The organism is Sedimenticola sp., from assembly GCF_050289425.1.
In the GTDB taxonomy this organism is placed as follows: Bacteria; Pseudomonadota; Gammaproteobacteria; order Chromatiales; family Chromatiaceae; genus Sedimenticola.
Genome location: NZ_JBNKFS010000002.1, coordinates 228,192 through 252,480, shown reverse-complemented (window position 1 = coordinate 252,480; position 24,289 = coordinate 228,192). Strand labels below are relative to the sequence as shown.

The 24,289-nt window shown below is 49.8% G+C and carries 25 protein-coding genes and 2 pseudogenes; 22 read left to right on the top strand and 5 right to left on the bottom strand.

Features of this window, described 5'->3' with window-relative positions; genetic code table 11:
• The 7 genes from ACQY5R_RS02350 to ACQY5R_RS02320 form a co-directional block, all read left to right on the top strand.
• On the top strand, window positions 1-405 hold a 405-nt coding region (locus tag ACQY5R_RS02350; protein WP_428603989.1), incomplete at its 5' end, for an SbcC/MukB-like Walker B domain-containing protein.
• Entirely contained in the window at window positions 392-1,579 is a 1,188-nt protein-coding gene (locus ACQY5R_RS02345) for a Wadjet anti-phage system protein JetD domain-containing protein (protein WP_428603987.1), read from the top strand. The genes ACQY5R_RS02350 and ACQY5R_RS02345, both read left to right, overlap by 14 nt.
• Before the next feature lie 419 nt (window positions 1,580-1,998).
• Window positions 1,999-2,334: a helix-turn-helix domain-containing protein gene (locus ACQY5R_RS02340; protein WP_428603985.1), complete on the top strand. Its 336-nt coding sequence runs from the start codon at window positions 1,999-2,001 to the stop codon at window positions 2,332-2,334.
• Complete coding sequence (locus tag ACQY5R_RS02335) at window positions 2,327-3,574, top strand: type II toxin-antitoxin system HipA family toxin (protein ID WP_428603983.1); 1,248 nt, start codon at window positions 2,327-2,329, stop codon at window positions 3,572-3,574. Before ACQY5R_RS02340 ends, ACQY5R_RS02335 begins: the two co-directional genes overlap by 8 nt.
• Window positions 3,575-3,980: 406 nt before the next feature.
• Window positions 3,981-4,496 carry a DUF4172 domain-containing protein gene (locus tag ACQY5R_RS02330; RefSeq protein WP_428603981.1) on the top strand — a complete coding sequence of 172 codons (516 nt, stop codon included), beginning with the start codon at window positions 3,981-3,983 and terminating at the stop codon, window positions 4,494-4,496.
• Entirely contained in the window at window positions 4,481-5,125 is a 645-nt protein-coding gene (locus ACQY5R_RS02325) for a Fic family protein (RefSeq protein WP_428603979.1), read from the top strand. Before ACQY5R_RS02330 ends, ACQY5R_RS02325 begins: the two co-directional genes overlap by 16 nt.
• A 44-nt stretch (window positions 5,126-5,169) precedes the next feature.
• Window positions 5,170-7,248 (top strand): ATP-binding protein, encoded by a 2,079-nt coding sequence (locus tag ACQY5R_RS02320; protein WP_428603977.1) that lies wholly within the window; start codon window positions 5,170-5,172, stop codon window positions 7,246-7,248.
• A 55-nt stretch (window positions 7,249-7,303) separates the two neighbouring features.
• Here ACQY5R_RS02320 and ACQY5R_RS02315 read toward each other — a convergent pair whose 3' ends face one another.
• Window positions 7,304-7,942: a response regulator transcription factor gene (locus ACQY5R_RS02315; RefSeq protein WP_428603975.1), complete on the bottom strand. Its 639-nt coding sequence runs from the start codon at window positions 7,940-7,942 to the stop codon at window positions 7,304-7,306.
• 309 nt (window positions 7,943-8,251) lie between these two features.
• On the opposite strand from ACQY5R_RS02315, the gene ACQY5R_RS02310 reads away from it, so the two are divergent.
• Window positions 8,252-9,199, top strand: a complete 948-nt coding sequence (locus ACQY5R_RS02310) for a PEP-CTERM sorting domain-containing protein (RefSeq protein WP_428603973.1) — start codon at window positions 8,252-8,254, stop codon at window positions 9,197-9,199.
• A 168-nt stretch (window positions 9,200-9,367) separates the two neighbouring features.
• On the opposite strand, the pseudogene ACQY5R_RS02305 reads toward ACQY5R_RS02310, so the two are convergent.
• A pseudogene (locus ACQY5R_RS02305) lies at window positions 9,368-10,560 on the bottom strand (IS3 family transposase).
• Between the two features lie 138 nt (window positions 10,561-10,698).
• Between ACQY5R_RS02305 and ACQY5R_RS02300 the strand changes: the two are divergent.
• From ACQY5R_RS02300 to ACQY5R_RS02255, 10 genes and pseudogenes are all read left to right on the top strand, one after another.
• Window positions 10,699-10,998: a hypothetical protein gene (locus tag ACQY5R_RS02300; protein ID WP_428603971.1), complete on the top strand. Its 300-nt coding sequence runs from the start codon at window positions 10,699-10,701 to the stop codon at window positions 10,996-10,998.
• 2 nt (window positions 10,999-11,000) lie between these two features.
• Complete coding sequence (locus tag ACQY5R_RS02295) at window positions 11,001-11,420, top strand: MarR family winged helix-turn-helix transcriptional regulator (RefSeq protein WP_428603969.1); 420 nt, start codon at window positions 11,001-11,003, stop codon at window positions 11,418-11,420.
• A gap of 28 nt (window positions 11,421-11,448) precedes the next feature.
• Entirely contained in the window at window positions 11,449-12,324 is an 876-nt protein-coding gene (locus ACQY5R_RS02290; RefSeq protein ID WP_428603967.1) for an alpha/beta fold hydrolase, read from the top strand.
• 51 nt (window positions 12,325-12,375) lie between these two features.
• Complete coding sequence (locus ACQY5R_RS02285; RefSeq protein ID WP_428603965.1) at window positions 12,376-13,239, top strand: hypothetical protein; 864 nt, start codon at window positions 12,376-12,378, stop codon at window positions 13,237-13,239.
• A 65-nt stretch (window positions 13,240-13,304) separates the two neighbouring features.
• Window positions 13,305-13,913: a Crp/Fnr family transcriptional regulator gene (locus tag ACQY5R_RS02280; RefSeq protein WP_428603963.1), complete on the top strand. Its 609-nt coding sequence runs from the start codon at window positions 13,305-13,307 to the stop codon at window positions 13,911-13,913.
• 75 nt (window positions 13,914-13,988) lie between these two features.
• Window positions 13,989-14,429: a DMT family transporter gene (locus ACQY5R_RS02275; RefSeq protein WP_428603961.1), complete on the top strand. Its 441-nt coding sequence runs from the start codon at window positions 13,989-13,991 to the stop codon at window positions 14,427-14,429.
• Between the two features lie 2 nt (window positions 14,430-14,431).
• Window positions 14,432-15,214: a GNAT family N-acetyltransferase gene (locus tag ACQY5R_RS02270; RefSeq protein ID WP_428603959.1), complete on the top strand. Its 783-nt coding sequence runs from the start codon at window positions 14,432-14,434 to the stop codon at window positions 15,212-15,214.
• A gap of 11 nt (window positions 15,215-15,225) precedes the next feature.
• Window positions 15,226-15,711 carry an N-acetyltransferase family protein gene (locus ACQY5R_RS02265; RefSeq protein WP_428603957.1) on the top strand — a complete coding sequence of 162 codons (486 nt, stop codon included), beginning with the start codon at window positions 15,226-15,228 and terminating at the stop codon, window positions 15,709-15,711.
• A gap of 157 nt (window positions 15,712-15,868) precedes the next feature.
• A complete protein-coding gene (locus tag ACQY5R_RS02260) occupies window positions 15,869-16,444 on the top strand; it encodes a dihydrofolate reductase family protein (RefSeq protein ID WP_428603955.1) in 576 nt (191 codons plus the stop codon).
• A gap of 146 nt (window positions 16,445-16,590) precedes the next feature.
• A pseudogene (locus ACQY5R_RS02255) lies at window positions 16,591-16,830 on the top strand (IMP dehydrogenase); the annotation flags it as partial.
• 273 nt (window positions 16,831-17,103) lie between these two features.
• Here ACQY5R_RS02255 and ACQY5R_RS02250 read toward each other — a convergent pair.
• Window positions 17,104-17,532, bottom strand: a complete 429-nt coding sequence (locus ACQY5R_RS02250) for a winged helix-turn-helix transcriptional regulator (protein ID WP_428603953.1) — start codon at window positions 17,530-17,532, stop codon at window positions 17,104-17,106.
• A 97-nt stretch (window positions 17,533-17,629) separates the two neighbouring features.
• Here ACQY5R_RS02250 and ACQY5R_RS02245 point away from each other — a divergent pair, with 97 nt between their 5' ends.
• The 4 genes from ACQY5R_RS02245 (at window position 17,630) to ACQY5R_RS02230 (ending at window position 21,437) form a co-directional block, all read left to right on the top strand.
• Complete coding sequence (locus tag ACQY5R_RS02245) at window positions 17,630-18,274, top strand: glutathione S-transferase family protein (RefSeq protein WP_428603951.1); 645 nt, start codon at window positions 17,630-17,632, stop codon at window positions 18,272-18,274.
• Window positions 18,275-18,292: 18 nt separating this feature from the next.
• Entirely contained in the window at window positions 18,293-18,709 is a 417-nt protein-coding gene (locus ACQY5R_RS02240) for a hypothetical protein (RefSeq protein ID WP_428603949.1), read from the top strand.
• Window positions 18,706-19,014: a hypothetical protein gene (locus ACQY5R_RS02235; protein WP_428603947.1), complete on the top strand. Its 309-nt coding sequence runs from the start codon at window positions 18,706-18,708 to the stop codon at window positions 19,012-19,014. Before ACQY5R_RS02240 ends, ACQY5R_RS02235 begins: the two co-directional genes overlap by 4 nt.
• A gap of 812 nt (window positions 19,015-19,826) precedes the next feature.
• Window positions 19,827-21,437 (top strand): BCCT family transporter, encoded by a 1,611-nt coding sequence (locus ACQY5R_RS02230; protein WP_428603945.1) that lies wholly within the window; start codon window positions 19,827-19,829, stop codon window positions 21,435-21,437.
• Window positions 21,438-21,490: 53 nt separating this feature from the next.
• Here the strand turns inward: ACQY5R_RS02230 and ACQY5R_RS02225 are convergent, their stop codons facing one another.
• Window positions 21,491-22,222 carry a 3'-5' exonuclease gene (locus ACQY5R_RS02225; RefSeq protein ID WP_428603944.1) on the bottom strand — a complete coding sequence of 244 codons (732 nt, stop codon included), beginning with the start codon at window positions 22,220-22,222 and terminating at the stop codon, window positions 21,491-21,493.
• A gap of 8 nt (window positions 22,223-22,230) precedes the next feature.
• Entirely contained in the window at window positions 22,231-24,117 is a 1,887-nt protein-coding gene (locus ACQY5R_RS02220; RefSeq protein ID WP_428603943.1) for a putative nucleotidyltransferase substrate binding domain-containing protein, read from the bottom strand.
• Window positions 24,118-24,289: the final 172 nt, after the last annotated feature.

Here is a 24,289-nt window from a genome sequence, read left to right as displayed (position 1 = left end):
GGTGTCGAGGTGGAGGTCTATCGCAGTGGTTCAGGTAAGTCGGGTGGTCAACGGCAGAAGCTGGCCACGACCTGCCTGGCCGCTGCGCTGCGCTACCAGTTGGGCGGCAATGAGCATGGTGTGCCCATGTATGCGCCGGTGGTACTCGATGAGGCCTTCGACAAGGCTGACAATGAGTTCACCGCGTTGGCGATGAATATCTTCAAGAATTTTGGTTTTCAGATGATTGTCGCCACACCGCTGAAATCGGTCATGACCCTGGAACCGTTTATTGGTGGTGCCTGCTTTATTGATATCAGCGACCGGCGTGTCTCCGGTGTTTTGATGATCGAATATGATTCGGAGCAGCAGCGCCTGAAACTGCCTGCTCATGCACATCAGGAGGCGAGTCTTGAAGTTTCCTGATGATGTTCAAAAGGAGTTGAAGCGCCGCTTCAAGAACAGGCATCGTGAGTGGCTTGAGGCAAGCCGCGAACCAGAGCAGTTGGAAGACAGTGCCTGGCCACTGGAGGTCAATCTGGGCATCCCCACCGAGAACCAGGCGCTGAAGCAGGTTGAAGACGTCCGTGCCTGGGTAGCTGCCTGGCAATCCTGGAATGGTGTGGGATCACTTTCCTGGAGTGAACGGCATTGGCGCAAGCTGGGAACACAGCCTGTTCCCGAGAAACTGCTGCTGTCTGGCTCCGGCGAAGTTGCTCAATGGATTGGAGAGGCAGATCGATGGGATCGCGCCCAACAGCGATACAGGGATCTTATCGGGCGTTGGCCTCAGCTTTCTGACAAGCTGCCTCGTTACTTTGCCATTCTTGCTGATTACAGCGAGGCGGATTATCGACGCCTTATCGATATGGTCGCCTGGATCGAGAAGCATCCTGCTTCCAACCTTTATCCGAGACAGCTGCCCGTCAGTGGCCTGGACAGCAAGTGGCTTGAAAAACGTAAAGGGCTTCTGGCAGATCTCGTCGATAACGTGCGAGGTAAATCATCAAGCGAGGGTGATTTTTGCGAGCGCTGCGGACTCAAGGCACCACCACAACTCATCCGTCTGCGCATTCTGGACGAGAGCCTGAGGCAACGGATTGGCAGTCTGAACGATATCTCTGCACCCTGGGAACAGCTGGCTGAACTCGATCTCCCTGTCAGCAACGTTTTCATTGTCGAGAACCTGCAAACCGGTCTCGCGTTTGATGATCTTCCGGGTTCGGTTGTCATCATGCAGTTGGGTTATGGGGTCGACGTGCTGGGTCGTCTACCCTGGATTGCCAAAGCAAACTGCATCTACTGGGGGGATTTGGACACACATGGATTTGCGATTCTCAATCGTGCCAGAAGCTATCTTCCTGAGCTCAAATCCGTATTGATGGACGAAACGACCCTCCGAAGCCATCAGACTCTGTGGGTGGAGGAGAAGGATCAGCATGCTGCGGAAACATTGCTCCTGCTGACAGACCCCGAGCAGGCGGTGTATCAAGCCATCAAACGCAATGCCTGGGGCCAGAATGTCCGTCTGGAACAGGAGCGTATCACTTGGGAAGTCGCTTGGAACGTAGTACTACGAACAGTTTTGCCGGCTTGCTGAAGGTGTCACAATCTCGCAATCAAGAAGTTTCTAAGCATGGTATTTTTCATGGTATTACCGTTTGGCAGGAAAATAAGCCATTGAATATAAATGATAAAAAAGGCTTATTTACAATCGAGTGGGAGTAGACCGGATCTGGCACTGGCAGGCATTCACAGGCATCAATTCTCAGCAAGTTAGCAGAACCAATCACTTATCCTCATTTTTTGTCTGGCATCATCTGACACTGGCGGGCATCGGAAAGCAGTTAGTGCCATTTTTCAATGGTATAAATCATGGTATCGACGCACGCGGCTTCTGCGCGCTGAGTCAATACCATGTCAGGTCTGTTGAGCTTTTCATGGTATCGGCGGCTCTACTTGAATAATGTATTATTCATGTTACATTAAGCTTGTTTAATGATAACTGAATAAAACATTATGCCAAAACCACATATACCATCCTCCGCCGTCAGGCGAGTATTGCGAAAACTGGGTACCGATCTCCGCGAAGCCCGGCAGCGACGCCGTTTGACCATGGCTGTGGTGGCAGAGCGCGCCTTTACCAGCCGGGCCACCTTGCAGCGGGTCGAGGCGGGAGATCCGGGTGTAAGTATGGGGATTTATGCTGCTGTGTTGCAGTCGCTGGGCTTGCTGGACAGGCTGGATCAGCTCGCCGATCCTGCCCATGATGAAATCGGGCGTTCGCTCGCTTCCGGGGAACTGCCCCAGCGTGTGCGTATGTCGACGAAGCGCAGGAAGCAATCGGATGACTGACGTTGAGGTCCATATTGATCTGGAAGGGTGGGTACGTCCACTGGGGGTACTTCACCGGCAGGCATCTCGTCGTGGAGAAACCGTTGCCTTTGAATATGATGAGGACTGGCTTGGAGATGCAAACCGTTTTTCGATCGAGCCGGCACTGACTCTGACTGCGGGGGCATTCCCTCCGCAGGCGGGCCAGCCCATATTCGGATCGATTGGTGACTCGGCACCGGATACCTGGGGTAGGCGCCTGATGCAGCGCGCTGAACGACGTCTGGCGGAACGCGAGGGACGGCAGGTGCGTACGCTGGGGGAACTGCATTATCTACTTGGTGTGGCAGATGAGACCCGCTTGGGTGCGCTCAGGTTTCGTTGGCGTGGTGAGGAGGTGTTTCAGGCGCCTGTACATCACGGCGTTCCCGCTCTGATTGAGCTAGGGCGTTTGCTTCAGATCACTGAACGGATAGAGCGTGACGAAGAGACAGATGAAGATCTGCAACTGATTTTCGCGCCAGGATCGTCGCTGGGAGGAGCTCGTCCCAAGGCATCCGTGATCGATCAGAATGGTCATCTGTCGATCGCGAAATTCCCCAAGGAGTCCGACGATTACAGCATTGAAACCTGGGAAGAAATCGCTCTCAGATTGGCAGAGCGGGCGGGTATACAAACACCCAAGCATGAATTACTACAGGTTGCCGGTAAACCGGTGTTGTTGTCGCGTCGCTTCGATCGTGACAACGGCTGGCGAATTCCCTTTCTGTCTGCGATGTCGATGACTGGGTCACGGGACGGTGAACGTGGCAGTTACCCTGAACTTGTGGATGCTTTGACGGCACATGGTGCCCAGGCCAAAGAAGATGCGTGGCAGCTTTATCGCCGAGTGGTTTTCAATGTCCTGGTGTCCAACGTTGACGATCACTTGCGCAACCACGGGTTCCTGTGGTCAGGGCAGGGTGGTTGGGTGCTTTCGCCTGCCTATGATCTTAATCCGACACCGGTGGATGTGAAGGCGCGGATACTGACAACAAACATTGACCTTGACGAAGGTACTTGCTCAGTGGCGTTATTGCGGGAAACGGCTGGTTATTTTGGTCTTGGCGATGGACAGGCACGAACGATTATCTGTGAAGTGGCAGAGGTGACGCGTACCTGGCAGGTAGTAGCAGCAGAAGTCGGAGCCAAGCGTGCTGAGATTGCACGCATGGCCAGTGCGTTCGAGCATGAAGATCTTCAGGCAGCATTGAAATTATAAGGTGGTAAGGATTGCGGATTTTTGAAGGAATTTCTGAGCATGGTATTACCGTTTAGCATGAAAATAACATATTGAAAATAAAAGATAAAAAAGGCTTATTAATGATAGAGTGGGAGTGACTGTGATTTTTAACATATTGATTTATAAAAATTAATACAATCTAATCAATAATGTAATCTGCATCATCAATGGCATCTTTCATGGTATTTGTTGCGTGTTGAAATTAGAAAATAGCGATACCATGAGAGGTGAATTGGTGCTGTCATCGTATTGACAGCGTTCAGTTCCTCTCCTCGTACGCGTATGGCGTGATTATGGTCCATACTCACTCCATGACAAAATGGCAGGATCGACAGTTTGCACGGCCGAAGGCCGCCAGTGAGGGTGTGGCACATGAAAGTGCCGCATGAAATGGATATGGCAGCAACCCGACCGGCCAGATTTTCGCTATGACAATCGCGCGCTCAATGACCGGGAACTTGAGTTTCGTCTGAACTCAGAGCGTCTGGCCAGCCGCTTTGAGGCACTGTCAATGGCGTCCCAAGAGGATGCCATGATTGATCTGATGTTTTCAGAAGTCATCAAAACCAGCGCCATTGAGGGCGAGGGTCTGGATAGAGAATCGGTCAGGTCATCTCTTCTTTCTTTAATTGCATCGGATACGCTACCAGACAACACAGACCAGAAAGCGGTGGGGGCTGCTTCGTTGCGGGTGGATGCTCGTAAGAACAGGCAAACATCGCTGACTCAGGATCTGCTGGGTAAGTGGCAATCCATGGCCATCCCGGAACAGCGCTACACGCCTATTTTACGGGGTGCATACCGCAACGATTCTTCGCCAGTGCAAATAGTGAGCGGGCCTTACGTCGGGAAAAGGTTCACTATGAAGCCCTGCCAGCAATCCAGGTGCCTGAAGAAATGACGAGATTTATCGACTGGTATAACGATACCAACCCTTTGAGCAGGGATAAGAACCTGCCAGGAATTGCCCGAGTAGGTATTGCACAGCTCTGGTTCGAAGTGATTCATCCTTTCCATGACGTGAATGGGCGAGTCGGCAGGGCGATTGCTGATCACGCGCTTTCGCAGTCTCTTGGCTATCCAACCACGGCTTGTCTTGCCACGGCGTTAGAGGGTGACAACAAATCTTATTATCTGCAACGGGAGAAAGCGAGCCGTGGAAGCCTGGATGTTAATATTTGGTTTGATTACTTTGCCGATAGGGTCATCAAGACACAGGAAATAGCCAGGGAAGAGGTGGATTTTGTAATGGCCAAGTCAGGTTTCTATGAAGTTTATGGCGACCAGTTGACTGACCGGCAGGCCAGGATGGTATCGCGGGTATTCGCTGAAGGTCGAAAAGGCTTTGAAGGTGGAATCACCACCAGAAGATATGAACCAATCACCAAATGTCCCAATAGAACGGCCAGCCGCGATCTTTCTGATCGGGTTGCCAAGGTTACGATCATCCCGTTACGAGGTGGTGGCAGAACAACCCGTTATGAGTTGGCTCTTGTCGAACCGGCCGGACTTGGTTTAGAAAAAAGATGATTTACTGTGTTATACGGTGGAGTGTTCATGAGCTGCAATACATCATGAGTTCAACATGGACCATTTTTCTTATCCTGTTCTATGCGCTGTCAGCGGGCGCATGTCTTGGCGGGGAGGTATTTCCTCCATACCGTTCTCCCATGCTGGTCCTGACAGCGGAAGAGCTGGCGTGGGTCGACGCCCACCCCGTTATCCACATTGCTTCCGACCCTGATTATGCTCCCTTTCAGTTCAAGAATGATGCGGGTAAGTCCGTTGGGTTGGCCAATGATTTTCTTGCGATCATTTCCCAAAGGTTGGGGATTCGCTTTGAATATACGCTCCCAGAAAGCTGGGCGCAGGCGCTGCAGTTGGTAAAGAACCGCGACGCCGATATGGTTGCGGTGGCGACAGAGACGCCGGAGCGGTTGGAGTACATGCTTTTTACTGCTCCCTATGTGGAGTTTCCGGACGTGATCATAACCCGCACCGGAGAAAGTGTCCCCTCGCTCGAAGAGCTTCATGGCAAGCACCTGCTTACCATTAAAGGTTTCGGTATCAATGAATTCCTGCGTCACAACCATCCTCAAATAGAACTTCGCATGGCCACGGATGTAAAGACCCTGCTGGAGAGAATCTCCACAGGCGAGGCGAACGCCGGGGTTTTGAATCTGGCCACCACTTCTTACTCGATCGAAAAGTGGAAGATTACCAATCTTCATATAAGTAGTCTGACCAAGTTCTCCTACAAACTGGCGCTCGCTTCGCGCCGGGACTGGCCCATGTTGCAGCGCCTGTTGCAGAAGGGTATCGCGTCCATCAGCAGTGAGGACCGGCAAGTCATCTATCGCAAATGGGTTGGCTTAAAGACAGAGCCCTGGAGACCTACACGCGAGCAACTCGCAGTCTTTGCTATTGCGCTGACGATCATCGGTTTTGGCGTGACGCTGATCTGGAATCGGCAACTGAGAAAAACTGTCGAGTCCAGAACCCGGGAGCTGCGGGTGAGTGAAGACGAGGCGAGGGCGGCACGTGAAACGGCTGAACAGGCAAACCGAGCCAAAACAGATTTTCTCGCCGCCGCGAGTCATGACCTGCGTCAGCCTTTACATGCCATGAGCCTGCGGATGGAGCAGTTGAAAGCTTCGTTACAGGATGAGAAGGCGGAACAGGCCCTGGTACAGATCGGCAACTCGCTATTTGCTTTGAATGATATCCTGAATGCCTTGCTCGATATCTCACACCTCGATGCCGGCATCCTGAAATCCAGTCCCTCCCACTTCCCGCTGACGCAACTCATCACTCGGTTGAAAAATGAGTTCACCCCACAGGCGAGGGAATATGGTGTGAAACTGCGCTTTCGTTCACCCCCTGCGTGGCTGTATTCGGATGCGACACTGCTCTATCGCATGCTGGCGAATCTCGTGGACAACGCAGTAAAACATGGCAGGGCTTCTGGCGTGTTGATTGGCGCACGTAAACGCGGCGACCACTGGCGGATCGAGGTATGGGACTGCGGTCGCGGTATTCCGGTGGAGAAGCAGCAGGAAATCTTCGGTGAATTTGTACAGCTGGATAACCCGGGCCGTGACCGGCGCAAGGGGCTCGGTCTCGGACTCTCCATCGTACAGCGGCTGAATCAACTGCTTGGCCATCAACTGAGCCTCGTATCCCGCAGTGGTTGCGGCAGCTGTTTCAGGCTTATGGTGCCGGGAGGGACAGCAATGCCACAGCAAAATGGTGAGCCCCTCACCCACCAAGAGCGTGGTTATCGCCTGCAGGGCGCCGTCGTGCTGGTAGTGGACGATGACCCGGATGTCCTTTCTGCCACCCGCGATCTATTGGCTGGATGGAAATGCGCCGTGCTGACGGCCACTTCTCTGCAGGAAGCCGTGTCAGTGACGGCGGACGAAGAGATTGATGTGATTATTGCCGATTATCGTCTCGCGGATGGCCATACTGGTCTTGAAGTGATCAAGGCGATGAATGAGAAGGCAGGCAGGAAGAGCAAGGCTTTAATCATAACGGGCGATGTCACGGCGGAGGAACTGAGCAGCATCCGCGACGATCAGTATCCGGTATTAAGTAAACCGGTAGCTCCTGTTACCCTGCGCAGCACCCTGCACCGCTTAATGGTAGACTAAGCCGCATTGCTCTCTCTTCTCTCTCTGTCCTTGCGCGAGCGCCAGGGATTACGGGTCAGCCTTCAAGCAACCCCAGGCGGATAGCCTCCATCACTGTATCCATCCGATTGCCGGTCTGCAGTCGTTCAAACAGTTTGGCCAGATGCGCCTTCACCGTATGCACCGAGATATTCAACTCGTCGGCGATCTCCTTATTGGTCTTGCCTTTGGCCAGCCACACCAATACCTGGTGGTTTTTTATGGTAATGCCGAATTGCTCGCAACGCCGTTTAACGTCCGCCTCGTGTGTTTGCGTGGTTATTTGCTTGAGTGCTTGCGGCAGGTAGATTTCACCGCCATGGATTCGTTCGATGGCCTTCGCCATCTGATCCAGACCATAGGATTTGGGAATGTAACCGACAGCCCCGGCATTGATACAGGCATGGATGGTTTCCGGATCTTCGTGGGAGGAGACGATGATTACCGGGATAGGTAGTTTACGTTGTTCCAAAGCCCGCAAAAAGGCGAAACCGTCCAGTCCGGGCATGGCGAGATCAAGCAGGATGAATTGATAATCGGGATGGTATTCGATATGGCGTAACGCGGCTTCGGCTGATGTGGCAGAGTCGATACCGATGTTCCGGTACATGCGCTTGAGCAGCGTCTCCAGGGAGGCGACGAATGCAGGGTGGTCGTCGATCACCAGTGCTTTCATTTCTCGATAGGTATCCGCACAGAGAAATGGATCCCATATTTTGGGCAGTCGCTTAAGTGACTTCCATCTTCATTGATCGCTGCCAATGCCACTTTGGCCTTGAAAGCCGGTGAGTGAATTCGTCGTTTTCTGCGCATTGTTTGTTCCTTTTAGAGAGTGGTTAAAATTAACAGGAAACACACTGAACGGCCTGTCCTAATTTTCGGGTCCATTTCTCCATAGGTATGTGATCTGCGTTCGCCAGACAAAAAATAGCCACATGGCTAATTTCATCACCTATCCGACTTTGCTAGTCTCGATGGAAACAGCATGGAATTCAAGCTGTTGTACAAGTCGTCGGAAATTGTCTGCCATCACAACGATAACGTCGGTACCGACACAGAATCGACAACTAACGAAAATGGATTAATTATGAGACGTATGACTTCATCGGTGATAATGATTGCTTTATTCGTCATTAGTGCCCAAATTCAAGCCACTCCTCTAACGATCACTCAAACAGTAGCCTTCACTCATACTGATCCCGATAATGATGTGGCTTGCACTAATCAAGTTGGTACACTTGGAGGTCTAAATTCCTGCAGTGCCTCCAAAGACTTCTATAGCAGGTTTCGATTTAATACTTTTGATCCAAATTTAGGAACACTGACTAAAGCTTCATTGATTACTCGGTGGGATCTTCAAGGCAGCTTTATACTGCGTCCTGAAGATAGCATATTTAGTGTAGGTACCGACGGTTCCTATTCCGTGCTTTTAAATACCTATTTTGATCCTGTAGGAAATAATAATAATAATCTATTTGGTCTTCAAATTTTTGCCTTTCCGGATGAAGCTGATCGCATAACTCCTCATGGTGTTGGTTTTTCTCAACAAAAGGTCAATAACGCATATGTCGATCCGGTCATACAAGCTTGGCAAGTAAATGGGAACACAAGATACGATTATGAAGGCGATATTCTTGATAACTTTTTGGGTATCGGTACCGATATTAATCGGCCGCTTATAGGTCTTTTTTACTATCAATTACGGGCTGGTTTAGAAGGGGATGGTTTGGATTGCCAGACACTGAATGCTTGTGGAGCCACAAACAGAATTTCTGGGATTTTCAATTCATTTTCGAGATTAATTTATGAATATGAACCTCTTACTGTACCTGGACCAACGGTTGATGTTCCAGAGCCAGGAACTTTGGTACTACTTTCACTTGGACTTTTAGGTATCAGCCGAACAAGGCGTAAACCTAAATCAGTGACTTAAAATACCCCAAAAACGCCTTAGCGAAGATTGGGTATCTGTGCTGGCTGATTCACCGAAGAAGAGGATGGGATATCTCTGACTTGGCACTGGCTGGCAACGGTAGGCAATAGCGACATTAACAGTACTTATATCGAATCGAGTATGGCCTCGAATTTGTCAGCAACAGCCCTAACGAATTAGTCGTCGCTGGAGTAACGCAGGAATTGTAGTGGTCAAGTAATTTTTGGCCACGTCTTTTTGAGCATCCCAGTATCGTTTTTCTGCAACATTGGGGGCTAATCCACCGTTGGGCGTATAACGATATACTCCGTGATCTCCTGTTTCGATTCCTGAAACGACGCGTAGCCGATCTCAGGAATCCATCCTGTTTTCGGGCTTCAGAGAAAACGCTCAATCGGCTATTGTCCCAGCAATTGCTACGACGGCTCATGCTCTGGTTGATTTGATACTTCCAGAGTAACTGCCTGAATGACAGGCTGGTGTATTGGTTTTCCTGGTCCGAGTGAAACATTACACCCTGCGGCTCCCCGCTGGATTCATACGCCATCATCAGTGCCTTTCTCGTCAATCCACTATCTGTGGAAAAAGATATCGCCAAGTCCACCGGCTTGCGTGTAAGCAGATCCAATACAACTGCCAGGTAAACCCAACGCTTCCCCGTCCAGATATGCGTGATATCACCCTCCCAGACCTTATCTGGCGTCTCCACATCAAACTGGCAGCCCAATCGATTAGGGATCGCCAAATGAGGCTGCTCTGCCTTCTTGTAGTGATACCGTGGCTGTTGACTGCTTACCAGTCCCAGGGTTTTCATCCTGCGTGCCGCCCGATAGCGACTTAGCTTGATTCCCTCCGCCGTTGCCAGCTTGGCGCCGTTCTTGCTTCGGCTGATCCGTTACTGATCCGGTGGGCAACCCTGATCCGTTCCAGTAACTGCCGTTCCTGCGGGTTCACTCCTGCCAGGCGTCCCCGCCAAACCCGACAGCTGCTACGGTGCATGCCAAATACTTGGCAGAGGCGATTGGCCGGGTAGCTCCATTGAGGTCTCTGGATTATCGCGAATTGTTCAGCGAGTACAACATCAAGAGGGCCGTAGCCGTATTTAGGATTTCTTTCTCCTTCTCGACCCGCCTGAGTTGCCTTTCCAGCTCCCGATTTAGCCTTTGATCCTGTGTGAGACCTGTACACCCGGTCGACTTTTCAACTCGCTCTGCCCGAAGCTACAGTACCCAGTACTCCATCGTCGATTTTCCTACACCGACCGCGTCGCAGGCCGCTCGTACCGTGTAGCCTTGGTCTACTACCCGTTGCGCCACTTCCAGCTTGAACTCGGGGCTGAATGTCCGCCTTCTATTTGTCATTTTGTTACCTGAATGTTTGTTGAGAGTGATGATGTCACTCATAATCAGGTGGCACAAATTCACTGTGCCACTACAAAGGGACTGCTTTCTGGTTGCTGTTAGGGCTGTTTGAATTCTGTGCCAGGATCTCTGGCCTTCGTGGCCAAGAAAAAAATTGAAGAATTTTTGTCATGTATAGCAATCCCGTTTTCTCTTTCTGCAACACTGTTTCCAGTATCGGGCGCAGTTACAGGATTGATATTTTTCTACCACAACAATGATGTGTTGTTTTATGACTCGACACTTGTTGTCATGCCTTGCACTAACAAACTGTTCAAACAGGCGCTTCGCATCACGGTCTGGTTCCTTCTTGATGTTTTTCATTTAATTGATAGATATTTGACTACGCAAACAATAAACCCTATAGTTTACTGCTCAAATACTTCGCAAATGAGTTGAATATGTCAAAAAATAGAGAAGAAGGGTTAGTGATGGATATTATAAATCTGCAAAGCAAAATCCAGAAACGGGTTGGCGGCGCACTTTTTGTACATGGCATAGGTTTATCTGAATATTTTGTTCTGAATCAGTTATACCTGGCTCCAAAGCAGAAAATGCGTCGCAGCGATCTTGCTGAGCAGGTAGGTTTAAGCCCATCTGGTATTACTCGCCTGTTAAATCCTCTGGAGAAAGTGGGTCTGGTTGAAAAGGAGCCGAATCCGCGCGACGCCAGGGTGAGCCTGGTTGCGCTTTCAGCTGCGGGGAAACAGGTTTATGAAGATGCGCAAATCTCATTTGGATTTGCTTCAGCTGATTTGTTTAAACAATTTGATGCAAAACAGCTAAGCACATTTTCTAAGTTATTGAAGGTATTGTTGTAAGTTTTACGCCGAATCATGTTATCAACAAATGAATAAAATGACTAAAAATCACCACCGACAAGCGCTAATAGATAAGATTAAGGTCCTTGTTACGCAAAGTGAAGTCATGGCGGGATCAGTTAAGAGTGCATATTTATCGGCAGGTGAAGGCGATCCTGTGATCCTCCTGCATGGCGCAGGAGCGGGGGCTGTCACCTGGTACCCGTCGATTGGTGCTATTTCAAAAAACTTTCATGTCATCGCGCCAGACATCGTTGGCTACGGCGAATCCGATAAACCTGACGCTTCATATGATCGACCTTATTTCTCCACTTGGCTAAAGGAATTCATGGTGTCCTTAAATATCCATAAAGCACATATTGTCGGCCTATCTCAAGGGGGAGCGATTGCCCTTCAGTTCGTTTTGGATAATCCGGAAATGGTGAATAAACTGGTTTTGGTTGATTCAGGCGCTCTAGGCGCGCAGCCTTCGCTTTCCTCTTTTCTGGGAATGCTTTGGCTGAACGCTTTCCCATCTTCTCTGGCCAATCGATATTACTCTAGACACATATTGTTCGATCCTGATCATCGCGATTCGAATCACGCAAGATACTCCATTGAAGTCATAAAGCGTAAAGGCGGCAAAAATGCATTTCGACAAGGTAAAGGCGCTGCTGTCGCAGCCATACCGGAGGACTCCCTTCGTCAGATTCAAAATGATACGCTAATAATTTGGGGGGAGAACGATCAACTGTTTTCTATCACGCATGGAGAAGCTGCAGCCAGGGTCATTCCCAATTCAAGGCTTTATCGAATTAAAGAGGCTGGACATCTATCTTTGATGGATCAGCCTGAGATTTTTAATAAAGCCATCCTCGAATTTTTTAAGTGTGAAAGAAGTGAAGATGAAAGAACAGAAGGTTAGATTGCAGTACAGAGTCGACGCGAAATAGATAACGGCTTAAAAAGAGTTGAAATGAATATATCCTTCTCAAAAGATAAAGAGTCATGCCGTCGAGTCTTGGAAGAGGCGGGTTCAGGGAAAGTGGCATTTGTTTACCATCTGGAAATTCTTGATTCTGATGGTTACCATAAATGGCTGGATAAAAGCAGACTCAAAGGAAAAATATTGTATCGGGTTAAGGTAGACCCGGTCGCTCGGGACGGGATGTTGATCGACGAGATTGTGATCGACGAATTTTCATCGGCCCAAGCGGCTTTCGACTTTTTGTCAACCTTTGAAAATGCTCTAAAGCAGGTTTGCTCCGGGTATACCATTCTTGTAGTCATACCAGAGCCATCGATGACTTTTTATATGGTTAAAGGTATCTCATGGATTGCCCGGTTGTTTAAAGGTGTCACCGACAAAGGTACCCCTCCCGCTACTTGGAAGGCCGAGAATACAGACGTCTGGCCTGACGAGAACCAGATGAAGGTTGCAAGAACTCAAGATTTGGATGAACCGCTTTATGTCTACAACCTCAATAAATATAGAGAGGTTGCAGAGTACAAAGGTTTCAAAGAAGACGACAAAAAGATTAGCGGTAAAGAGGCGTATGATCGCTACGCTAAGATTGCAGGATTTGAGTTATTACGTAGAGGTGCATACCCAGTTTATGGCGGAAAACCCATCTGCCTTTTCGGCAATCGCGAGGATTGTATGCTCGCGGATAGGTGGGATCACTTTATATTTGTCCGCTATCCTCAGCGACGTAATCTTCTGGCAACGATTGAAAGCGACCAATTTCACAATGGGGAAGTCCATCGTGATGCCGGGCTGGAACGTGCAGCTATTTTTATGGCACAAGACGCCAAACGTGATAAATCTTCGAACCAATAGCTTAATGATCCGTTATGTTCCCGCCTATCTTACAGATGAATGGTAGGTGAATGGAAAAAATCGTTATGAAAAATAGGGCATTGCAAAAGGAGGCGCGTGCTTTTCAGGCGTTAAGGGCAGTCACGGGACGCTATTATCCGCTTTCTGAGCACTCCTGGGCGTTGTTAAGGGAGATCTCGTATTTCGATACGGTCCATAAGGATGGTGTGCTTTATCCTATGCAAGAAGTGCCAAAAGATTTTGGTTTTATCTATCGGGGCTTGATGAGGCAGTTTGTGTTCAACGAAGCCGGCGACGAATACAACAAAGTCTTTTTCAGCGAAAACACCTTTCCCGGTTCCATGGTTGCGTTGCTGACGAATACGCCTTCCCGATTTCAAATCGTAGCGATTGAAGAGAGTGAGCTGGTTCGGATCGATTTCCTGGGCTATCGCAAACTGCTACAGGAACGGGACGATATCAAACTATTCCATATCCACTACTTGGAGCAAAACTGGTTGATTGACAAGGAGTCACGTGAGGTTTCGCTGGTGCAGGAGAGCGCGACGGAGCGCTATCAACGGTTCCAGGAAAACTATCCCAATCTGGAATCCCGGCTTAGGCAATACCACATCGCTTCGCACCTTGGCATTACACCGACCCAGCTCAGCCGAATCCGACGAAATATGAAATAAATCAACCTATGTAAATGGCCCCAAACGATTGGCGCGATAGACTTCCTCAATCTCAATTGACTGGAGGAGGAGAAAATGCTCTTGATTGCGTTAAGCATCGTGGCGGGCGTTGCCATCGTATTGCAGGCTACCCTGAATGCCCACTTGGGGGAGCTTCTGGCCAGCTCACTTTTGGCGACGGTGATTGCCTTCATCAGTGGCGCTTTCTATCTGGGTGTGGCGGCCGTCGTTCTTCTCCGGGAACCGCCAACCGTCGAGACGGTTTACGCCGTTCCGGGTTATCTCTGGTTTACCGGGGGGCTTTTCAGCGCCTTGGCCGTGGCGCTGTTTTATTACCTGATTCCCAAAATGGGCGTGGCCTCAATGCTCTCCTATTCACTTAGCGGGCAACTGCTGTTCGGTCTTGTCGCCTCCCATTTCGGTTGGTTTCAGCTTCCTGTATCGACCCTTTCTTCCGTAAAGATCCTGGGCGCAGTGCTGATGATTGCCGCCATCTTCATGATTAACAGAGGTTAAACATGAAAACCCGGGAAATCCATGAGATGAATATCCGTAACCTGACCGCGCTCTGGAAAACGATGGGTGCCGTACGAATTGCAGATGGACTGTATCGCTCCCCAGGTTGGCCATACCGTCTGTGGCTGGAGTCCGGCTACGGTAAAAAGGGAATTAAACGCTTGTTGGAGCAGGTATTGATATCGGATAGCGACTGCATCTTCCCGCTCTGGCAGGAAAATGAAAGCGATACGATGCAACTGGAAGCGGGATTGGCACAGGCCGGCTTCAGGGAGCTTTTCACGCAGACGGCGATGTTTCTTGAACTGGATGCCACCTTGCCCGAATATCGCAATTCAGAAACCAATGATGTGATCACGGACGAAGCAAGTATTCGGGCATGGGTAAGGGTCAACGAGTGTGCTTTCGGATATGAAATCGACACTGAGGTCATCCAAAGAATGGCCCGTCACCCAGACGTCGCTCTCTTTTTACATCGATTAAACGGCAAGCCTGTCGCTGCTGCAATGCTATTTTTTCACGAAAACATGGCGGGGGTTCATCAAATGGGCGTGTTGCCGGAATGCAGAAGGCAAGGGGTTGCTAAAGTAGTGATGAAAGAACTGATTCGCCATGCCAGAGCCAAAGGGGGCCGCTACTGCACACTACAGGCATCGCCATCTGGATATGGGTTATATAAGGGGTTGGGGTTTAGTGAAAGCAGCACCTTCAGCAGTTTTCATAGGCCTCGATCTTCTACTACTATCATGGAAGCAGCTCCGGTGAGCTTGCTCAGTCTGGATTAGGGAAATAGAGCATGAGTGAAATTGAAATAGAGCCAATATCGAATCAAAACTACCATGTAGTATCAAAAATGGTCGGCGAGCTTTTAACTGAGATCATGGATGCCATAAACGAAAAGGCATTTAATTATATTCCTTCTGAAACAGAACGAAGGGTCAAAGAGCTTGTTGAAGCCGACAAATATTGGGTGTTTATGGCAAAGGACAGATCATCGGGAGAATATGTTGGCTTTGTTTCAGTTTATGAAAGTTACGCTTTATATTCAGAAGGAGCATACGGAACGATCCCAGAGCTTTATGTCGCTCCGGACTGGAGATCCAACAAGGTCGGCTCAAAACTCTTAAAGGCGGCCATGAAATTTGCTGTTAAAAAAGGATGGCACAGACTGGAAGTCACGACGCCTCCATTGCCGGAATTTGCTAGAACACTGGAGTTTTATAAGTCAAATAATTTCAAAATATCCGGGGGAAGGAAGCTAATGGTGAGTATAAATGCATAACAATCAAAATCCATTCTTGGCGCCTGGTGATTTTAACCGTCATGAAAACGCAATTGTATTGAACAGAAACGAAACTCTAATTTTCCTAAGGGAATAAAGGAGGGGGATTGATTTTCATACTATTAGCGCTATGTGTTAATAAATCCGGAGAAAATGAATGAAGGTATCTGTATATATCGCAACCACTCTTGATGGCTTTATCGCTAGAGATAATGGCGAACTTGATTGGTTACCTGGAAGCGATGGGGCAGTGCCGGCTGACTCAGAAAATGAAGATTTTGGGTTTAATGCATTTATGAGATCAATAGATGTATTAGTAATGGGCAGAAAGACGTATGAATTAGTGATTTCTGCAGGCGTGTGGCCCTATGGAGATAAACGCGTTATTGTTTTAAGCAAAACTTTGCCAAAGCTTTCTGATGATATTCCAAATACAGTTGAGCTTAGGTCTGAGTCGCCTGGTGATTTATGTGATGAGCTTAAAAATTCGGGTGCTATGCACCTATATGTCGACGGAGGCAAAACCATACAAGGTTTTTTAAATTCAGGCCTTATCGACGAAATAATTATTACAAGAGTACCGGTGCTCATCGGTACTGGCATTCCTCTGTTTGGCCCATTAAACAATGACAAGTGCTTGAATCACATAGAAACACAAACTTACAAAAACGGATTTGTGCAAACAAAGTATGAAGTTGTTAATGCGTGTCGACAGGCCCCAGAACCCGCATGACAAAGTGGCTACAGGTTATTGTTGCGGTCGGGGATAAATTGAACCTCCCCGAGTTTGACGGAGACTTTTAATGAGCGACACTACTTCGAAATAGGCGTTTCCAAATGACGAGAAAGTGAAAACCCTAAAAGATTTACACCAAAGACGCCGATACATTGGTGCCGGAAGGCATTGAAGGTCGTGTCCCCAAAAAGGGGCCGATGATCAACGTGATTACCTAGCTGACGGGTGGTATTCGTGCCAGTATGGTTTATACCGGCCGAGACACGATCGAGGAGATACGCACCAAACCGGAGTGTGTCCGGGTGACCAATGCCGGTATACGCGAATCCCATGTACACGATGTCGCCATGACCAAGGAAGCGCCCAATTACCGCCAGAGCTGATTGTCGCGCAAAATACTGTTGGAGGCCGCAGTCCGGTGGTGAAGCCTCGCCACCTTTCTGCGGTTCTTTCATTTAAGCATGATTGAAATAGAGATTATGACTAATCAGGATATCCACCCCTTGGTGCAAATCATTATGCTGTTAGGTATGTGCACAGCTGCCACGGGTGCTGGTGTCGCTAACCGCCATTATTGACGATAGTCATCTCTATACATGGATCTAGCTGTTTTTTATTAGGTCGATTACTTTTTTAAACCGCTTGGTTAATGGTGTTTATTCATTGCTGGACTGTTCTAAAATCGAATTTCGCAGCTCTTCGATTAGGCCTTTACGATCTGTTTGAGCTCGCGTGAGGAACTCCTGTGGTGCGCCAGTCTCTAGGTCGTAACGGGCTCCCCAAATAATAAGATCGAGTAAAACTGGAATCAGGTCGAGCCCTTTGGCCGTTAGTTCATAGAGTACCTGGCGCGCATTCTCCGGGTCAGTCCGCCGAGTCACGATTTCGGCGTGTTCGAGATTACGCAGGCGCTGGGTAAGAATATTGGTGGCGATTTTTTCCGCGGAGTTTAGGAAATCGCCGAAGCGGCGCTTGCGCATGAATATCAGATCACGCATGACCAGTAAGGTCCATTTGTCCCCCAGGACGTCTAGGGAGAAACTAATAGGGCAGCTTGAGCGGCGTTTGTTGCATGGGGTTGTCATGAAAAAACTATATCCTTAATACTTGCATTTTGAAAGTGTTTGCCTGTATGATCCTATTGCTTGCAATTCGCAAGTATTGCAAAAAAAGGAATGGGGCATGAAACTTTTCTATGTAAATGGCTCACCCAACTGTCGCAAGGTTCATGCAGTTCTTAATCATTTGGGACTCCAGATTGATATTGAATATCTCGACTTTTTCGACGGCGATTTAGCCTCAGCTGAGTTTGGAGAAATCAATCCCAACAGAATGGTGCCAGTGCTGGTTGATGGCGATTTGAACCTATGGGAGTCAAACGCGATTAACCAGTATCTGGCCGATCAGGTACCGGGTAATACGCTCTTCCCCAGGGATCAGAAGTCGCGTGCTGATATTGTGCGTTGGCTCTGCTGGGAGCTGGCTCATTATAATCAGGCTCTTGGGACACTCTCATTTGAGACGGTGGCCAAGCCCAATTTTCTTGGCCAGGAGCCGAATCAGCCGTTGGTTGGGTGGTGCATCGAAAGGTTAAATCTCTATGCTCCGGTACTTGAAACCCACTTACAGGAGCGTGACTACCTGGTTGGTGACGGCCTGACCTTGGCTGATTATGCGGTGGCGCATGTGGAGATGTTTGTGGATGCTGTTCCTTTTGATTGGACAGATTATCCCAATATCACCGCTTATTATCAGAGGATGCGCGACAACCCTCATTGGGCAAATACCGCGGTCAAGCCAGAAGTCATGGGGCGGCGGCCATTCTGAGTTTATGCTGGAGGAGTTATGGCATACTGGTTATATCCTGCCAATACAAAGCTCTATGATGTGCTTGGCGCATTCTCCAAAAAAAGCGCTTATTGGCCGGTTAAATCAAAGGTAGAGAAGGGTGACAAAGTGTTGATCTATCTGGCGGCACCCTATAAACAGATCGGTTTTGCCACCGATGTTGCGGAAACAGGCCTGGAACAGGATGAGATATTCGATAAGGTCAGCCCGTTTTTCAAACAGATACCGGATACAGGAGCGAACAATAAACCGTTCATGAAGTTGGTCAATATAAATGTGGTTAGACTCGATAAAACCAGCCAGTTAAGCCTCGATCGGCTTAAAGAAGCTGGACTTAGAGGCATGCTCATGGGGCCAAGGAAGCTTGATAATACACCTGAGCTGCTGGCTTACATCAAAGGAAACCTCAAGTGACATACGATGATATTGCAAACAAACTAGTCGATAAAGAGGTCGGTGTGGAGCACTCGACCTTGATGAAAGGCCCATGCCTTAGATACAAGGGTGACTTCATGGCAGCGATGTTTGAACCGGAAAATGCCATGATCATCAAGGTATCTCCGAAACGGGTAAATGAATTGATCGCTTCGGGAGAAGGCAAGGAATTTAACTTCACTAAAAAGCGCTTTAAGGAGTGGGTATTGATCCCAGCTAGTTTGGAAAAACATTACGAAAAATATTTGCATGAAGCATTGGCATATGCAAAGCGTAAAAAATGAAAGTTATTATGAAAAACAATGCCAACCAGTTGATTTCTGTCTCGCCAAGAATGCACGAATGGATGTCAGTATGGAACTTGGTGCTAAAGAAGATTTATTGAAGCAAATTCTGAGCAGGGTATTTTTTATGGCACTTTTAAGATAGATTTTTCAACTGATTGACAAATAAGAAGTTTAAAGTTCTGTTGATAATGGAGTGGGAGTGACCGGTATGGGCTGGTACTACATTGGGTATTTGGTCAGATGATTTCCTATAGCAGTGCTTTTGCATTCTTCGTGCGCAGTGCATCGTGACCTGTGCAAGTTTCAACAAAAGCCATCAACGCGCCTAATTTTCCGGGCACGCGTCCGTACAGCCTTTATTTGACAAGCGGATATCCAGTCAAGACTGCCGCTACTTCTGGCGACGACCATACATTTACAGTTCCTGGGAACGCCCTTTTGCTGTATTTCGCTGTTCTGGAAAAACAGTGGATACGCGACTATTGTTTAAGGTAATAGCTGCACCTGTTCACGCTTGATGTTGCCTGCTTGTGGTCACTCTTGAAGATTGGAAGTTTGTCTCATTTCATTTAAAACTGGTCGGTTTCAGGCCTTTTTGGCGCCCGCAATTGTTTTACACTCGTTAGCGCCACAACTAGATTTGTGGCACATTTCATTGATTATTCAATGTCTTATGACCTTATATAAGAGACTCTGTAATATCGATTTGTACCATAAATGGATATCCAACGTAGATATCTGCCTAGGCATCTGCAAAACCTTGGGCTTCCATATCGGGTATCGGCATGCAGAACCAGAGGGGGAGTTTTATGAACTCAAAGCACGATAAATATAGTATTGAGAGTACCGATTATTCGGTGGGGCAGGATAATGTCCAGAAGTGGGGCTTCGATATACATAACCCCGTTTTTGGGATTAGCGCTGGGCTTATTCTGCTGTTTTTGATCGCCACACTGGTCGCTGATCCGGCGGCAGCCAAAAAATTACTGGACGGCTTGAAGTGGGACATTATTGGTAACTTTGATGCACTCTTCATGTGGGCCGGCAACATCTTTGTTATCTTTTGTCTGCTGCTGTTGGTCTCGCCTTACGGTAAGATCCGACTTGGCGGGCAAGATGCGAAACCGGAGCACTCCACGATCTCCTGGCTGGCTATGCTGTTTGCCGCGGGGATGGGCATCGGCCTGATGTTCTGGAGCGTGGCGGAACCGGTCGCCTACCTGACAGGATGGTACAAGACCCCACTTGGCGTTGAAGCCAATACGCCGGAAGCCGCGCGTATGGCGATGGGCGCTACCATGTATCACTGGGGGCTTCACCCCTGGGCGATCTATGGTGTGGTGGCGCTTTCCCTGGCGTTCTTCACCTATAACAAGGGTCTTCCCCTCTCCATCAGGTCAATTTTTTACCCCATACTGGGTGATCGTACCTGGGGTTGGGCCGGACATATCATCGATATCCTGGCGGTACTCGCTACCCTGTTTGGATTGGCCACTTCGCTGGGTCTCGGCGCGCAGCAGGCGGCGGCCGGTATCCATCACGTCTTTGGTATTGAGAACGGTATCGGGTTGCAGATTATCATCATTATTGGCGTTACCGCACTGGCCACGTTCTCGGTGGTTCGTGGACTGGAGGGTGGTGTCAAGCTGCTCAGTAACGTCAACATGGTGATCGCCTTCGGCCTGCTGATTGCGGTGGCTCTGATCGGTTTTGCCGTTGCCATGGGGAATATTCCGACCACGATTGGCGCCTACCTGGAGAACATCATCCCCCTGAGTAATCCGCATGGGCGTGAAGACGAAGCCTGGTTCCAGGGCTGGACCGTCTTTTATTGGGCTTGGTGGATCTCCTGGTCACCCTTTGTAGGTATGTTCATTGCCCGCGTCTCCTCCGGTCGTACCGTGCGCGAATTCATTGCCGCCGTACTGTTGGTGCCGACTGGCGTGACTATCCTCTGGATGTCCATCTACGGTGGCATCGCCATCGATCAGGTTGTCAACAAGATCGGTGTCCTGGGTGAAAAGGGTCTTACCGAGGTGCCTCTGGCCATGTTCCAGATGTTTGAGCAGATGCCGATGAGCACCCTGCTGTCAGTGGTAGCGATCGTACTGGTACTGGTGTTCTTTATCACCTCTTCGGATTCCGGTTCGCTGGTTATCGACAGCATCACCGCCGGTGGTAAGATCGATGCGCCGGTACCGCAGCGCGTGTTCTGGGCCACCGCAGAGGGAGCCATCGCCGCAGCCCTGTTGTGGATCGGCGGAACAGATGCGATTCAAGCCTTACAGGCCGGCGCCATATCCACCGGTCTGCCGTTCACCATTGTGTTGCTGCTGATGTGTGTCAGTCTGCTTATGGGGTTCAGTACGGAGCCGCGCGGCAAGAGTAGCCGGGTAGTGGCACCGGCGAATTCGCCCTAGTACAGTTCTGATTTGTAAATAAAAAAATCCGGCCATGTGCCGGATTTTTTTATTTACAGCCAGAGTTCTCCAAGTGGCGTGTCTTCACTAAAATGGTGGGCGATCTGCGCCTGCAACAGCTCCGCAGTCGCCAGCGCATCGGTCAATGCGTGGTGCGCGTGATAATGGGGCAATCCGTATCGCTCGCGGCAATCACCCAGTCGTAGTCCTCCGGGTGAGCGTTTCAATAAACGGTCCACAAGGCCCTGACGACGCCGGAGTACGGTATGCTCAATCGCCATGGTATCGATGACCGGAAACTCGATTGATTCGCCCAGTCGGTCCAGCAGGGCCCGAGTAAGAAAATCTCGCTCGATATGGCGGTAGTGCACAACCAGAATACGTCCCGTAATGGCCGTCAGCAGCGCTTCCAGTATCACTTCAAGGTCGGGAGCGGTGTTGATGTCTGTATGGGTGATCCCGTGGATCACCACCGACCCCTCGGTCAATGACTGCATGGGTTTTACCAGCCAGTGCGCCGATTCACGACAAAAGATCCGGTGCAGCGAAAAGGGCACCAAACCGATACTGACAATGTCGTCCACGGCGGCATTCATACCGGTGGTTTCAAAGTCCATCGCCACCAGCGGCGTATTGATCATCGCCGTATCGCCACTCACCACGCCTCCGGCATAGTACCGGTGCAGCCGGTGGTCCTGACATTGAATCGCCAGTTGATCAAAATACTCCGGCCAATCCTGCCGCAGCGTTTTCTTGAGTGCTGGGTTGTTTGGGGTGTCGGACATGGATCAGGCTACTTCATCGGGATATTGGAGTTGTAGCGGTACTTGAGAAAACTCTGTGCACTGCTGACCACCTGAAACGCCTCTTTCAGGTTTCGCCGATCAAAACTGGTCAAGTGTTTCGGGTGCACGTTATTGTCCACCGTCTCTCCCGACTCGATCTGCTTGGCCTGGTGTCGTATCCGGACGATGGAGATATACTCCAGCGCGTCACTCAAATCGGTCGCCTTACCGGCCGGCAGCAACCCGGTTTCGGTCACATCATCCAGACGTTCAAAAGAGTTGACTGACATCGAGCCGACGGCTAGCGCGTGTACGCGAATGACATCAGACAGCGGTGCGGTACCGCGCCGTTTCAGGTTCATGGAGTCTTTATGCTGACCATCCTTTTCCAACACGAACTCCTTGAAAAAACCCAGTGGAGGTGTCCGGTTGAGTGCGTTGCGGGCCATGCTGGCGAGGAACTTCCTGTTATTCTTTGACATGTGTGTGATAAAACGACGCAGTTCAGTGGCCCAACCGGTTCTCCCCCAAACCCCGTCCAGATCGAAAAAGATATTGCTGTTAAGCAGCGCCTGAGGGCTGGCTTCATCGATCCAATCCGAAAAATGCCGCTTCCAGCCGCTTAGGGTTTTGCGCCATTCCGGGTTGGTAGCCATTACCTCGCCGTCACAGTAGGTATAGCCGCACTCCGCCAGGCCATCACTGACGTATTTCGCCACCTGCGCAAAATAGTCGCCATGCTCCTTTTCACGATAGCTGTCATCCAGCACCATGGCGTTGTCCTGATCGGTGTAGATCAGCTGTTCATCACGCGCCATCGAGCCTAGAGCCAGAAAGCAGTAGTCCACCGGCGGCGGACCGAACCGCTCTTCAGCCAGTTCCAGCAGACGCTGCTTGAAACTGCGACCGATCACCGCCATGGCGCTGCCGATCATGTGCGAGTTCGCATCCTCTTTTACCATGCGCACAAACACCGCCGGTAGCTGCTTTGCATGGGCCTTAAGCTCTTCGACGCTGGACAATTTAAAGATACTGCGCACCAGCAGGATGCTGCTCTGGGATTCGTGCCGCATCAGATCAGACAGTGCCAGGACGCCCACCGGCTTCTGTCGCTGCACAATCGGCAGGTGGTGAATATTGTTTCTCAGCATCAACAACATGGCTTCAAATACGTAGGCGTTGTCATCCAGGGTGATGATCTGTTTTGACATGATCTGATCCACGCTGGAAGCCGGATCGACACCGCATGCCAGCACGCGCCCCCGCAGGTCCCGGTCGGTAATGATGCCGACCAGTCCCGGATCCTCGGCCTCGCGTTGGGTCTGGTTCAGCACCAGAACGGAAGAGACATGATTAGCGGTCATCACTTCGGCCGCTTCACGAATCGAAGCCTGGTTGGAAATGGTGACCAGTTCCCTGGGCATCAGCCCCTTTACCTTCACCGTAGTCAGGTCATTGTTATCGTGCTGTGCGGAGATCGCCTTGCGCAGCAGGGAGCTGCTATCGTTTTCGGACTCGAAGTAATCGGCAAAGGTTTCATAGCGATCGCAGTAGTCGCGAAACTGCTCGAACGGGATGCAATAGACCAGCGTGTCCTCAATCGCCTTCACCGGAAAACGAACCCGCTGATTCATCAGTAGACCCATCTGTCCAAATACATCCCCATCTGAAAGCCGGCTGTAGAGTTCCCCGGTACGTCGATAGGTTTCAACTGCGCCGCGCCTGATTACATAGAGATCCTGCAATGGCTCAGCAAAATTGAGTATGTCGTTGCCGGAACGGTAATAGGCCACTTCCACCTGCTGTGCCAGTTCTTGAAGCGCTTCTTGAGAGAGTTCATCGAAGGGGGGGTGTTTTTCAAGAAATCCGGCGATTTCTAGCTGTTCGGCATGCACGATAGTTATTCCAGTCTGAGAGCCGTTGATGGATGTTGTTATAGATTAGTCGCTAATTTGCCCGCATGACAGGCGGCACATCCATTGCCGCCGTGACCGTTCGGGATACGGTTGTCGACGATTGTCACCAGAGCGGCGGGCGAATTCAATCATCTGCCGCGATGCATAGGGC